Here is a 13,008-nt window from a genome sequence, read left to right on the forward strand (position 1 = left end):
ATGGCCATTCGCCCGTGCAGGAGTTCTCAGGTTGAGTAAAAGTTATAATGGAAGTGTAGCTTTCCCCCGAAAACAATGAAAAAGTCCTCTTTTTTTTCTAGTATAGTTACTTCAGTTGCTCTCGTATCTTGCCTATCCCCAAATACCCTTGCTCAAAGTAAAAATACTTATAGTTGCATCAACTACAAAGGCAAACCAACCACCGTTGTGGATACTTCCAGAGGAAAAATTCAATTAATAGTTTGGGAAAGCGATTACTTCCAAAATTCTGGTTGGACTCCGAACAAAAGATGTCAAGAAGTAACACAAAGATTTCAAGAATTTTCTGACAAAGGTATTCTTAAATATGTAACCACTGGGCAAATAAATTCATATCCTGTTATTTGTGTGGGCACACAAGTGCCGGGAGGCGGTTATCAATGCCAAAAAGATGGATTGCTCATAACTCTACAAAAAAACGACAATCCGAATAAAGTTTTAGAAAACCTCTTTACCAATGCCGCTAAAGTTGGAGGCACTCCCGTTACTAGAGAGCCTACAGGAAAATATATTTTCCCCATGTCTAATTTCATTAAGAATGCCCCAATTATGACAGAAACAGACATTGCTGATATTAAAGTGGAGGAAACAGAAGTGACAACAGAAGTTACCTCCGAGTCTAAAGCAATAAAAAGTGAACCTCCTTTAATTGAATGCTCACCCCTATTATGTGATTAAAACCTTATTTATCCATGAGGTAAAAACCATGAAACCTCGATTTGCTCTAGTTTTTAGTTTGATATTAAGTTTGATATTTGGACAAATTATCTCTCTGATATTTGTTAACTTTGCTCAAGCAGATAGTAAAAAAAATGCTTATAGTTGTATAGACCATGAAGGTAAACCCATGACGGTGGTTGATACCACAAGGGGAAGAATTCAATTAATTGTCTGGGAAAGTGACTATTTTAGAGCCTCCGGGTGGACTCCAGAAAAACGCTGTCAAGAAGTAAGTAAAAGATTTCAACAATTTTCTGATAATAGTACACTAAGATTTATTGCCAATGGCATGATTGGAAAATATCAAGTAATTTGCGTATCTCCTCAATCTCCCCCTCCATCTACAAATATAGTTTGTCAAGAGCAAAACTTATTGATGACTCTTGAACCAAAGGATAAACCTGTAGAAGTTATGAAACAATTATTTGAGGATGCAGTTAAAATCGGAGCAATGCCCATAAGAAGAGGTCAAGCAGTATTAGATTTAGACAAATATTTTGCTGTTGCCCCGTTAATGGATGCTGTTTCCCCCATTCAAAAACCTCCCTTAATACCAGAAGAAAAAAAACCGCCCCAATCAGGTACAACTATCGAATGTCCCCCTATTTTATGTGATTAATACCTCAGCTTTTCAGCAAAAATATCACCTGCAACCTGATACCTGATACCTGACACCTAACCTTATTGGATATTCTGAAACCGAACTGAGGTTATAGTTAATAATTAAAAATTCACTTTTTCATCAACCCCTAAATGACTTATGGATAACCCTGCCGCTCAACTTCCACTAATACCTTTTCCTTACCAAGTAATCAAAAAGTTGGGTAACGGCAGTTTTGGTAAAGTATATTTAGTTATAAACACCACAAATCAACAACAATGCGTAATTAAGCAGTTACACCCCTCTTCAGAGCAACCCAATTTCATCAAACAGGCAAGAAGACTTTTTCGCCAAGAAGCAGAGATATTAAAAAAACTAAATCATCCTCAAATTCCTAAATTAATTGATTATTTTGAAGATAAAGGAGAATTTTATTTAGTCGAAGAGTATATCGAAGGAAAAACTCTACGTCATGAGTTACCTTCTGGAAAATGTTGGACGGAAGTAGCGACCATTAAATTATTATTAGAGGGATTAGGAATTCTTAAGGATATTCACAATTTAGGCATTATCCACAGAGACATCAAGCCTGATAACTTTATTCGTCGTCAAGAGGATCAAAAATTAGTCTTGATTGATTTTGGGGCAGTAAAAGAGTTTAATTTAGAACAAAGTCGCCTTTTAGATCCTACCATAGCAATGGGAACTCGTGGCTATATGCCCACAGAACAAGCGAGGGGAAAACCTAGAAAAAATAGTGATATTTATGCTTTAGGGGTTATAGCTATTCAGGCTTTGACGGGGAAAAATCCCCTTGAATTAGAGGAGGATGAAGAAGGAGAAATTCTTTGGCGTAATTTAGTTACTGTTGATGACAAATTAGGCGAAATTATCACGAAAATGACTCGCTATCAACATAAATTGCGTTATCAGTCAGCCGATGATGTGATTAAGGATTTACACGCTTATATTTATGCAAAGCAACAGTCTTGCCCCCCTACTCAAATTTTGGAGGAGAAAAATAAACCTTCTTCCATAGAAGATAATTATTCTAATACCTCTACCTCTAAGATAAATTCAATTTCTTCCTCAACAAATCAATCATTGAAAAATCAAGAAGACACCTCGGAAAAATTTTCTTTTAGTGATTGGTTAAAGTCTCCTTTTGGTTCAACTTTGACTACTGCTTTAACGATTGGTGTTATTGCAACGGGGGGGGTATATGTGATGAATCAACAACAAAAAGCTCAAATTGAGAAAGAAAAAGCTGATTTTTTGACCTCTTTAGATACTGCTTATAATAATCAAAATTATTTGGAGTGTTTTGAAAAGGCAGAGGAAAGATTGCAAGATGAGAATAATCATATCTCTGCTCAAGAGTTAGGGGAATATATCGGGAAATGTCGTTTAGAAGAAGCAAAACAAAAAGCTCAATTTCTCAATTATGCGGAGGCTGTAGCAACGGCGAAACAAATTCCAACCCAGAATCAATATCATAATCAGGCTCAAATTATGATGGAGGATTGGAGTAGGGCTATTTTTGATAAGGCAAAGCATTTATATACTGAGGAGGGAAAGCTGGAAGATGCTTTAAAGGAAATTGATACAATTCCTGATAATCCTGTACGTCAAGCAGGTTTAATAGTTGTTAGTCAGTGGCAAGAAGAATATCGTACGAATAGTTATTTAATTAATCAGGCACAAAAAGACTTAGAATATGGTAACTGTCAAAGTGCGATCGAAACTGTGAGTAAAATTGAAGGCTCAAATTATTGGTTATTAGAAGGGAAAAAAATAGTTGATCAAGCTGAAAAATGTTTTCAGGATCAGGGTATTGAAAGTAACATTAATACTAATAATAGCACCGATAATTCTAGTAATAATCAAAATAATCAAAATAATCAAGAACTTCCTGATAATGTAATTATTTGCCCCCCGATTTTATGTCCTGAGTAATTAATTAGGCTTAGGTTTAGGCTAAAAATTTCGTGAAGATAAACACTTCTAAATATTATGAAAAATCAATTTTTTATTCAATTTTTTATTTTTGGTTTATTGACTATTGCTAATGGCTTTTTTTCTCAAGATTCCTTGGCACAAACTAAAAATAGTTATAAGTGTATTCAACTCAATGGTAAACCCACAACAATCGTAGATACTGCAAGGGGAAGAATCCAACTAATAGTTTGGCAAAACGACTTTTTCCGTGATTCTGGGTGGACTCCCCAAAAAAGATGTAATGAGGTAACAAAAAGATTTCAACAATTTTCTGACAGTGGTAGTTTAAGATATATTGCCACTGGTACAATGAATCAACAGCCCGTTATTTGTGTGGCGGAAAAAAAATCATCAGGTTTTAAGTGTAGGGGAGACGGTTTACTTTTAACTCTTCAACCGAAAGATAATCCTAGCAAAGTGTTAACTGATTTATTCAATATGTCTGCCCGTACTTCCACTGGTGGTTTATCTCGTGGGGGAGTCTTAGATTTAGATTCTTTTTTGGCTACTGCTTCCACTATTTCCAGTGATAATAACGATAATTTACCCACATATAATAATAACTCTCCCCCTCCTACCATTATTTCTAATCCTGAAACTAATCAAAAACCCAAAGATAATCCCTCTTGTCCACCCATTTTATGTCCCTAATGGGTTGTAAAGGTCAAAGGTAAGAGGCAAAGGCAAACCCCTCTGTGTCCCCCCTTAAAAAAAACCCCCCTTTATCCCCCCTCTCGAGGGGGGAAGGCAAAAGTGTCTAATTAACTCTAACTCTAATACCCCAATACCCCAACACCTGCAACCTGACACCTGACACCTGACACCTAACCTTCTCCGATATTCTTAAACCGAACTGAGGTTAAGTTAGTGCAAAATATCAGTCAAATATTTCGTAGATTAAGGATTTATTGATCATGAAAAAATTTAATTTTATTGGTAATTTCGCCATGATGATACCGACTGCACTCAGTATGGCCACACCTTATGCGATCGCATCTTGCGGATTAATATTCGGTATGAGTAATTCTGCCTTTTCTCAAGATTATCAGATTTCAATAAATGAAAAAATAAGAGAATCTTTCTCCCTTAGTCAACAAGCATATTTAATCAGCCAGAGACAAACATCAGAAAAGAGAGTTGCTCTAGTGATTGGTAACTCTAACTATCAACACGGTAGTAAACTGCGTAATGCGGTTAATGATGCTAACGATGTAGCGAAAAGTCTTAGAGACTTAAATTTTGAGGTTATTCTGCTCACCAATGGTAACTTAAAATCAATGGATCAAAGTTTAGAAAGATTTTACCGAGAATTAGAGAAAGGAGCAGTCGGTTTATTTTATTATGCAGGTCATGGTATTCAAGTCAATGGGGAAAATTACTTAATTCCAGTGGATGCTCGTTTAGACAGGGAAAGCGAAGTTAACTATGAAACCTTACCTTTAGGAAAACTTTTAGCGGCAATGGAAGAAACGGATAATAATGTCAATATCGTCATTCTTGATGCTTGTCGTGATAATCCTTTCGGTCGTAGCTGGACTCGTTCTTCTAATAATAAAGGATTAGCCGCTATTCAAAATAGTGCGACAGGTACTTTTATTGCTTATGCCACGGGGCCGGGGAATGTCGCTCAAGATGGTACAGGTAGAAATGGAACTTTTACAGAAGCCTTGCTCAAAAACCTGAAAAATCCTAATCAAAATGTGGAAGAAATATTTAAACAGGTGAGAATTGATGTGGCGAATAAAACCGATAATGCTCAAGTGCCTTGGACTACTTCTTCTTTAATTGGAGACTTCTTTTTCTCTGGTAGTCAAGAAAAACCTTCATCTAATAATAATCAAAATATCACGAGGAAAGAAGAAAATATTACCCCTCCTGTGGTGGAAGAGAAAAAACCTCAGCCCCTCAATAATGATAGTGTGGCAATTAATAATCGCTCGAACAGTCCTTTTCAGGATTTAACTGGTGCAAACCTAACCCCTCGTAAAATTTCTTTACTACGTTCTTTTATTGCAGGATACAATTTTAAAGAAGCCCCTTGTGGAAGCGATCGCCATCAAGTTACTATCACATTGAGTAATCGGTATGTAATGTGTGCAGAAGGAAACAGTAAACATCCTTCCGGGAACTTTTCTTTAGAAATACCTTCTCTTGATTAAGATGGGGTTGTTGAATTAAAGTATGATGTGTCTGGGAAATGGGTTTTTGGCGGATTGGAGGTTTAGGGAGAAACTAATTCTTTTTTCATTTGTCATTTAATTTGCACCTAAAACTTGCTAAAGTTCAGATTTCCTATTCTCTAATACCAATTAGTTTTGTACCTCACCATAACGAGAATTGCTATATATATTTCAAATTCGCAATTCCATTAACTTATTTAAAGTAATAAAAATCTAGTAATTAGTGATTAGTAATTAATATTAGTTTTTCTGCCAGTAAAAAATAAACAAGATTCATGAAAATTAAACATTTACTAATAACAAATATATCTCTATTTACTCTCTTTTCTGGTCCTTTACAAGCTCAAAACTCATCCTTTCCCACTATCATTAATAATAATAATTCACCCTTTCAACAAAAACTTATAGACTGGGGTTTCTCTATTAGCAATTGCGATGGTAATGTGGTTAGTATCAGAGATTTAAACACTCAAGAAATAGCTTGTGTTGAGCCAAATCAACAAATAAGTTCAGGTAATTATGTATATGACAGAGTAACCAATCAAATTCGCCCTGACACTAATGTTGATAGCGATACAGCTAATGTTAGTCAAACCAATACTCGTGGTGCAAGTCAAAATATAGAAGAAGTCGTTACCGAGGGTTACGTTAATCCTAATCCTAGTAATGCAGACCCTCGTATCGCTGATGTCGTCATTGATTTTGTCGATATTTATGGCTATAACAATTGCTTAGATGCGCTGTTATTACTATATGAAGGAAGAAATCCTGTGGGTGATAACTCTTGTTTACAAAACGTAAAAGAGGTTTTTGGTAATCAAATTAGTCGTGATGTAATGTTAGAGTTGGTAGATATTGCCAATGTTAGGGCTACTAGCTTACTCCCCATGGAATTATATCCTGCCTATGGCATTCGTCGCCGTGTGGCCCAAAGTGTGGGTTATGTATATGAAATTGATGTGGATAATCCAGAAATGATTAGACTTGCTCAGTCTAGCGGACGTAATTAACCTCATTTCGGCTTAAGAATATCAGATAAGGGTAGGTTGCAGGTGTCAGGGTGTTTAGGGGATGGAAGGATGAGGGGAGAGGGAGAAGTAGGGGCGAATGGCCATTCGCCCGTACAGGGTTTGACGGTTTCAGGTTTTAGAAGAAAGTAATGAGTAATGAGTAACGAATAATTATCAACTACTCACTATTCACTATTCACTATTCACTATTTACCTTTGCCCCTTGCCCATTGCCCTTTTTGCCATCACTCATAATTGAGGATTACTATATATGATTTATTTGGGCAAAAGAATATTGATTTCTTTACCTACTCTATTAGCCATTAGTATTATTGTTTTTATTATTCTCGCATTAGCACCGGGAGATCCTTTAAGTGAGTTTGCTTCAAATCCAAATATAACGGCAGAGGTTAGGGAAAATATCCGTAAATCCTTTGGCTTGGATCAACCTATTTATATACGTTATATTAAATGGCTAACAGCATTTTTACAAGGAAATTTGGGCTATTCTTTTACCAGTAGAAGTCCCGTATCTGATTTAATTTGGCAACGTTTACCTAATACTTTATCTATTGTCGGTTTAGCTTATTTATTAAGTGTTATAACTGCTATTCCTTTGGGTGTAATTTCGGCTTTGAAACGTCATTCTTTGTTTGATAAATTCAGTAATGCGATCGCACTTTTCGGTTATTCAATTCCGCCTTTTTTCACGGGATTATTATTAATAATTATTTTTAGTGTTAAATTGCAATGGCTACCCTTTATTTATGACAGTAACTTGATAGTTAACAGTTGGGCTAGTTTCATTGCTCAAATTAAACAGTCAATTATGCCTATTATCGTCCTAACATTATATCAAACCGCCGTATTAATGCGATTCATGCGATCGAGCGTTAGAGAAGAATTAAATCATGACTATGTACGCACCGCCTATAGTAAAGGCTTAAATCCTTATCAAGTAGTTATCAATCATGTATTGCGTAACGCCTTAATTCCCGTCATTACTTTAATAGCTTTAGACATACCAAGTATTTTTACAGGGGCATTGGTAACAGAACAAATCTTTCGTATCCCCGGTATTGGTGCTTTGTTAATCGAATCTATTTACCGCAGTGATACTCCTGTAATTATGGCAATTACGATGATTTATGGAATTTTGATCGTCATTTTCAACTTAATTGCTGATTTAACTTATTCTTGGCTTGATCCTAGAGTGCGTTTTGATTAGAATTGCTTAGGCCAGATTGAAGATTAAGGAAAATAGAGAAAATTATCTGAGCTTGGAGTTAAGATAAAAAAGAAATTTCTCCTTAACACCCCAACACCTGCAACCTGACACCTGACACCTGACACCTACCCTTATTCGATATTCTCAAACCGAACTAAGGTTACTTAGTCTTCAAAATCCTCATCAACGGCGGCACTACCCCCACGCACCGTGACTAAATCAATTTGCTGACGATAGTAGTCAACGCTTTTAACTTCCACTTCCACTTTATCACCGAGACGATAAGCAGTGCGGTTTTTTCTGCCTACTAAACAAGTGTGTTTGGGTCGATATTCATACCAATCATCTTTGAGTGAGCTAACATGAACTAAGCCTTCAACTAAAGTATCTTCTATTTGTACAAAGAAACCATAGGATTGTACTCCAGTTATCAAACCATTAAAGATTTGCCCTGTACAGTCTTTCATTTTTTCCGCTTTTTTCAATCCTGCTAAGTCTGTTTCCGCATCTTGGGCAATTTTTTCTCTTTCATTTAAATGGGTAATCAGAGAATGTAAATCAGCCTCTAAGTTGGATTGTACCGCCGGAGGTAAAACATTCCAGTTAATTTGTCCATGACAGCTATTACTAAATAAATCTACTCCCTTTGTAACACGGCTAGAACGTCTATCCCGTCCTTGCTCAAATACGGCTTTAATGATTCTTTGGATTTGCAAATCAATATATCTCTGTCCGGGGGAAGTACAGTGAGTATAGATAGGATAGGCTAAACCAAAATGAGGGGCTGGATGTTGGGTATATTTGTTGGGTTTTAGAGAATTAAGTAAGAGGTAATGTAATACTTTTTCATCATCTGATTTACTAAACTCTTGAATTAAATGATAGTAGTCTAAGGGTTGAATTTCGTCTTCTGATTGCAGTTTAAAGTCTAGTTTGAGATTGGCAACTAATTTAAGTAAATCTTCCAATTCATCCCAATCGGGTTTACCCTGAGTGCAATAAATAGCAGGGACTTGCAATTCGTTAAGGTGTTCTGCAACTACTTTTCCCACAAGAGTCATTAACTCAGTCATCAGAGATAGCACAGGCAAAGTGGAATAAGATGCGATCGCACCTATTCTTCCTTCATCTTTAAAATAAGAGGTAATATCATCTAAATTAATCTCAAAACCGCCTAACTGTAAACGTCTAGCTTTGATCAGAGGAGTAATACTAAAAACAAGATTGTTTAACATCTCCAGAGTTGACTCTAACTCAGGTTTTGTCGCTCCTGCACCAATCATCATTTGAACTTCTTTATAGGTAAGTTGATGATCAACCTTGATGATACTTTGTTTAAATTCGTAGCCTAATAATTGCCCCTTATCATCAAGAGTCAGAAAAATAGAAATTGCTAAACGTTCCTTATTAGGAATTAGAGAACAACATTCATAGATACTAGGGGGGAGTAAATCAATAATTTTGTCTCCTAAATGAACCGTAGTGCCTCTTTTTCTCGCTTCACGGTCTAAATGGGTTTCTTCTGGCACAAAATGGGCAACATCGGCAATATGAACTCCCAACAACCAATTTTCAGCTTCTGTTTTTTCCAGACTTAATGCCGTTTCTTTTAAAAGATTATTTTCCTGAACAATATCTTGCTCAATAGTAACCGTGAGAAGGTCTGTTAAATCAACTCTTTTTTCTCTTTCTTCGGGGCTGATTTCTGGACTAATTTGGTTAGCTTGATTTAGGACTCTTTCAGGAAATTCTTGGGGTAAATCATGTTTTGAAGAAACAATATCAGTATCGGCGGCGGCTTCTGCATCACTACCCAACACTCTGACAACTTTTCCCACTGGGGGGTTTTGTCCGATGGGATACCTTAAAACATTAACATGGACAAGATGATTAATCGCATCATCAAGAGTTTGCCCATTCTGCTTCAACTGTAACTCAAACAAGAGGCGATCATCTAGGGGAACAGCTAAATAATCCCCCGATTCATCCTCCACCACTCTGGCTAAAACTGAAGGGTTTGCCCGTTCTAAAATTAATTTTACCTCTCCTTCAGGAGATCTTCTTCTCGTACCTTCTTTAATAATTTTAACCAAGACGCGATCGCTATTCCAAGCATTGCTCAGATGACTTTCCCGAATGTAAATATCGTCAGCATCTTCCTCATCTTGAATAGCAAAACAGAAACCCTTACTAGAGCAACGTAACTTGGCTTCCACCACATCTTCTTCAATGACACGGCGATACTTGCCAAATTCCTTCGTTACAACCCCTATTTTTTCAAGAATATCTAGGGCAATTTGTAACTTTTCGATTTCATGTTCGTCTTCACAGCCTAATTTTTTTTCGATTACTTTCCCCGCCACTAATTTATCGGGACTCAAAAGGGAAAGAATTGTAGCGATTGAAAAATCCATTTACTATAATATCCTTTTCTATATCTAAAATGGTAATGTCAATGAACATTGAGTCAAGTACAAAGAGAGAGATAGCATGAACCTATATCTAAAAATTGAGGTCAGTGAGAAGATGCCTCCCCCTGTATTAGTTTTGACCAATTTTCAGGAGTTGATAGAGATAAAACATTATTCACCCTTAGAAAACTGTGCTTCGATTACACCAATTTAACTTGCAAAGGTTATTATTTCTTTGTATCCATTGAACAAAAAACTAAGTGTAATAAAGATTATTAGTTGTGAACAGAAATGATCTATCAAAGGATTCATTCTTATCTCTAAAAGTATTTAAAATTGGTTTAACTAATCTTGACTCAACAGATTTTAGTCTTAATCTATAAATATAACCTATTCTGTCTTTTCTTCCAATTATTCCTTAGTATATAGTAAAATTGTATTAGTTTATTGATAAATAATATTTTATATGGCTAACTATCCCTTTATTTTGACCAGTGAATTAGTAAACATTAAGCATGGTAAGTACATTGTGAAAGTGTGTGTCCATCAAAATCAGCAAATTATTAGCACTGCCCACTCAGAAGGTTATACCGTAGAAGAAGCGGAAGACAATGCCAGAAAAAGAGCGATTCTCTTTGCCAATGAATCTGTTAATGTGCATAATGTGCAGAATATTCCCGTTTCCACTACCAATAAAGTAACCTCTCCTCCTCCTGTGGAACAAAAATCGAAACCTCCGACAAATTCCCCCTCCACAAAGACGAATCTTTCTGAAAATATTACCCATCCTCCTGCCCCTCCTCAAAAACCACCGATTAAACCCCCGATGTCTCCACAAAAGGAAACAAAACCATCGGAAATAACTCCTCCTCCCCTTCAAAATGAAAGTTCACCAGAGGAAATAACCCCTCCTCCCATAAATCATCGTGATGAAAGTTTACCATTAGAAATCCCAGAAAATCACAATGGCAAAGAGGAAATACTTTCTGCCCCAACAAATGATATTGAAGAAAGCCCCACTCTACCTTTATCTTTAGAGACGAATGAAACTATGGATTTCAGTCAAATTATAGATCAAACTACTTTTGAAATGAAGCGTTTAGGATGGACTCAAGATCAAGGTAAAAAATATCTATTAGAAACCTACGGTAAAAAATCTCGCCATCTATTATCAGATCAAGAATTAATTGAGTTTTTGCAATATCTACAAAGTCAATGATTAAGACGTTAGGAGTTCAGAAAGAGGTTTCAGGTTTCAGATTGCAGATGTTTTTTATTATTTATTATCAATAATCAACTATAAACCATTTACCTTTGCCCTCCCCCTCGAGAGGCAGGGTTTTTTCAAAGTCAGGGCAAAATTATCTTGCCCTCACCCCCAACCCCTCTCCCACAGTAGAGGGGAGCGTTTTTTCTTAATAATTGATTAATTAATACTTAAAAACTCCGAACACTTATTACTTTCTTCTAAAACCTGCAACCTGCAACCTGACACCTAACACCTAACCTTATCAGATATTCTTAAACCGAACTGAGGTTATTTGTTAGTTTCAAAAATTGACATTTTTGAGAATGAAAAAACCCCGGGGATAAAGAGGGGGTTTACCTCTTGCCCTTTTCTTAATTCCTAATAAAAATCTGTTAACTATTTTACTTTTAACTGGAAAACACTAAGGAAAAAACTGGCAAAAATAATTTGTAACCCGAGTGCGATCGCAGTTACAGAGGGGATAACTAAACGCATAGTTTGGACAGGGTTTAATGCCCCAAAACCCACAGCTTCCCATTGAAAAAGAGCAAAAATAGAAGTAATTAAACCAGCAATAAATAAAATTGAACCAATAATTAAACCAATTTCTAAACTAAATAAATCCTTAAATTTAAGTACTCTTTTATCATTAGGTAATAAACCTTCTTGAATAGCATAAATTTTAGTGAAAACTGCAAAATTAACTAGCTGAAAACCAATAATGATAGCTGTAGCTGAATATAATAAACTATGAACTCTTGGACTAGCCAAAAGAATAATAGTGCTAATTAATCCCATAATCATCAAGAAAAAACCGGGATAAAGAAATAACCAACGGGGGCTATATAACAACAAAAAACGAAGATGGCGCCAACCATCGCGCCAAGTGCGTAAATGGGGTTTACGAGAACGTCCATCAGGTGATAAGGTAGTTGGTACTTCAGTTATTTTTAAGCCGTTAAGAGTCGCTTTAACAACCATTTCTGAAGCAAATTCCATACCTGTGGTGCGTAAATTCAAGCTCATAATTGCCCGTTTACGAAATCCTCTCAGGCCACAATGAAAATCATTACAAGGACTTTTAAAAAATAGCTTACCTAGCCAAGTTAAGACAGGATTACCTAAATATTTATGAAGAAAAGGCATCGCATTCGGTTTGATTCCCCCCTTGAAACGATTACCCATAACTAAATCATAGCCTTCTCTCAACTTTTCTACAAAAGGATTTAAACTCCTAAAATCATAACTATCATCAGCATCCGCCATAATAATAAACTCACCTTTAGCCGCAATTATTCCCCCCATCAAAGCACTTCCATAACCTTTTTCGGTGACATTAACTAATCTCGCTCCCATCCTTTTTGCAATATCTTGAGAGCCGTCCGTGCTTCCATTGTCCGCAATTAACACCTCCCCCTGAATTTGATACTCTTGAAGATACCATTGGGCTTTTTCAATACAAGTAGCAAGGGTTTCCGCCTCATTCAAACAAGGCATAATGATAGATAATTCAAGGGTTTCCATAAATATTTAGGAGTCAAGATGAGTAGGAATTAACAACCTTCAAATATC

10 protein-coding genes are annotated in these 13,008 nt (G+C 36.1%); 8 read left to right on the forward strand and 2 right to left on the reverse strand.

Annotation, left to right across the window (positions count from 1 at the left end):
* Positions 1 to 75 precede the first annotated feature (75 nt).
* The 7 genes from CYAN10605_RS17885 to CYAN10605_RS11725 all read left to right on the forward strand — a co-directional run bounded on the left by CYAN10605_RS17885 (position 76) and on the right by CYAN10605_RS11725 (position 7,776).
* Positions 76 to 717 carry a COP23 domain-containing protein gene (locus tag CYAN10605_RS17885; protein WP_015220155.1) on the forward strand — a complete coding sequence of 214 codons (642 nt, stop codon included), beginning with the start codon at positions 76 to 78 and terminating at the stop codon, positions 715 to 717.
* Between the two features lie 28 nt (positions 718 to 745).
* Positions 746 to 1,378, forward strand: coding sequence for a COP23 domain-containing protein (locus CYAN10605_RS17890; RefSeq protein ID WP_015220156.1), 633 nt, complete (start codon positions 746 to 748; stop codon positions 1,376 to 1,378).
* Between the two features lie 141 nt (positions 1,379 to 1,519).
* Complete coding sequence (locus tag CYAN10605_RS11705; RefSeq protein ID WP_015220157.1) at positions 1,520 to 3,316, forward strand: serine/threonine protein kinase; 1,797 nt, start codon at positions 1,520 to 1,522, stop codon at positions 3,314 to 3,316.
* A gap of 57 nt (positions 3,317 to 3,373) precedes the next feature.
* Positions 3,374 to 4,009: a COP23 domain-containing protein gene (locus tag CYAN10605_RS17895; protein WP_015220158.1), complete on the forward strand. Its 636-nt coding sequence runs from the start codon at positions 3,374 to 3,376 to the stop codon at positions 4,007 to 4,009.
* Positions 4,010 to 4,272: 263 nt separating this feature from the next.
* Positions 4,273 to 5,517: a caspase family protein gene (locus tag CYAN10605_RS11715; protein WP_015220159.1), complete on the forward strand. Its 1,245-nt coding sequence runs from the start codon at positions 4,273 to 4,275 to the stop codon at positions 5,515 to 5,517.
* Positions 5,518 to 5,813: 296 nt separating this feature from the next.
* Positions 5,814 to 6,548 (forward strand): hypothetical protein, encoded by a 735-nt coding sequence (locus CYAN10605_RS11720; RefSeq protein WP_015220160.1) that lies wholly within the window; start codon positions 5,814 to 5,816, stop codon positions 6,546 to 6,548.
* A gap of 271 nt (positions 6,549 to 6,819) precedes the next feature.
* Entirely contained in the window at positions 6,820 to 7,776 is a 957-nt protein-coding gene (locus CYAN10605_RS11725) for an ABC transporter permease (RefSeq protein ID WP_015220161.1), read from the forward strand.
* A gap of 164 nt (positions 7,777 to 7,940) precedes the next feature.
* Here the strand turns inward: CYAN10605_RS11725 and CYAN10605_RS11730 are convergent, their stop codons facing one another.
* Positions 7,941 to 10,190: a ribonuclease R family protein gene (locus CYAN10605_RS11730; protein WP_015220162.1), complete on the reverse strand. Its 2,250-nt coding sequence runs from the start codon at positions 10,188 to 10,190 to the stop codon at positions 7,941 to 7,943.
* Positions 10,191 to 10,653: 463 nt separating this feature from the next.
* Between CYAN10605_RS11730 and CYAN10605_RS11735 the strand changes: the two genes are divergently transcribed.
* Positions 10,654 to 11,406: a slr1353 family protein gene (locus tag CYAN10605_RS11735; RefSeq protein WP_015220163.1), complete on the forward strand. Its 753-nt coding sequence runs from the start codon at positions 10,654 to 10,656 to the stop codon at positions 11,404 to 11,406.
* A gap of 426 nt (positions 11,407 to 11,832) precedes the next feature.
* On the opposite strand, the gene CYAN10605_RS11740 is transcribed toward CYAN10605_RS11735, so the two are convergent.
* Positions 11,833 to 12,960, reverse strand: a complete 1,128-nt coding sequence (locus CYAN10605_RS11740) for a glycosyltransferase family 2 protein (protein ID WP_015220164.1) — start codon at positions 12,958 to 12,960, stop codon at positions 11,833 to 11,835.
* Positions 12,961 to 13,008: the final 48 nt, after the last annotated feature.

The organism is Cyanobacterium aponinum PCC 10605 (assembly GCF_000317675.1).
GTDB lineage: Bacteria > Cyanobacteriota > Cyanobacteriia > Cyanobacteriales > Cyanobacteriaceae > PCC-10605.

Excerpts from the sequence above, each read along its gene's own strand:
- CYAN10605_RS11735 (WP_015220163.1), top strand. The coding sequence starts at position 10,654 with ATGGCTAACTATCCCTTTATTTTGACCAGTGAATTAGTAAACATTAAG.
- CYAN10605_RS11705 (WP_015220157.1), top strand. The coding sequence starts at position 1,520 with ATGGATAACCCTGCCGCTCAACTTCCACTAATACCTTTTCCTTACCAA.
- CYAN10605_RS17890 (WP_015220156.1), top strand. The coding sequence starts at position 746 with ATGAAACCTCGATTTGCTCTAGTTTTTAGTTTGATATTAAGTTTGATA.
- CYAN10605_RS11740 (WP_015220164.1), bottom strand. The coding sequence starts at position 12,960 with ATGGAAACCCTTGAATTATCTATCATTATGCCTTGTTTGAATGAGGCG.
- CYAN10605_RS11715 (WP_015220159.1), top strand. The coding sequence starts at position 4,273 with ATGAAAAAATTTAATTTTATTGGTAATTTCGCCATGATGATACCGACT.
- CYAN10605_RS11725 (WP_015220161.1), top strand. The coding sequence starts at position 6,820 with ATGATTTATTTGGGCAAAAGAATATTGATTTCTTTACCTACTCTATTA.
- CYAN10605_RS17885 (WP_015220155.1), top strand. The coding sequence starts at position 76 with ATGAAAAAGTCCTCTTTTTTTTCTAGTATAGTTACTTCAGTTGCTCTC.
- CYAN10605_RS11720 (WP_015220160.1), top strand. The coding sequence starts at position 5,814 with ATGAAAATTAAACATTTACTAATAACAAATATATCTCTATTTACTCTC.
- CYAN10605_RS11730 (WP_015220162.1), bottom strand. The coding sequence starts at position 10,190 with ATGGATTTTTCAATCGCTACAATTCTTTCCCTTTTGAGTCCCGATAAA.
- CYAN10605_RS17895 (WP_015220158.1), top strand. The coding sequence starts at position 3,374 with ATGAAAAATCAATTTTTTATTCAATTTTTTATTTTTGGTTTATTGACT.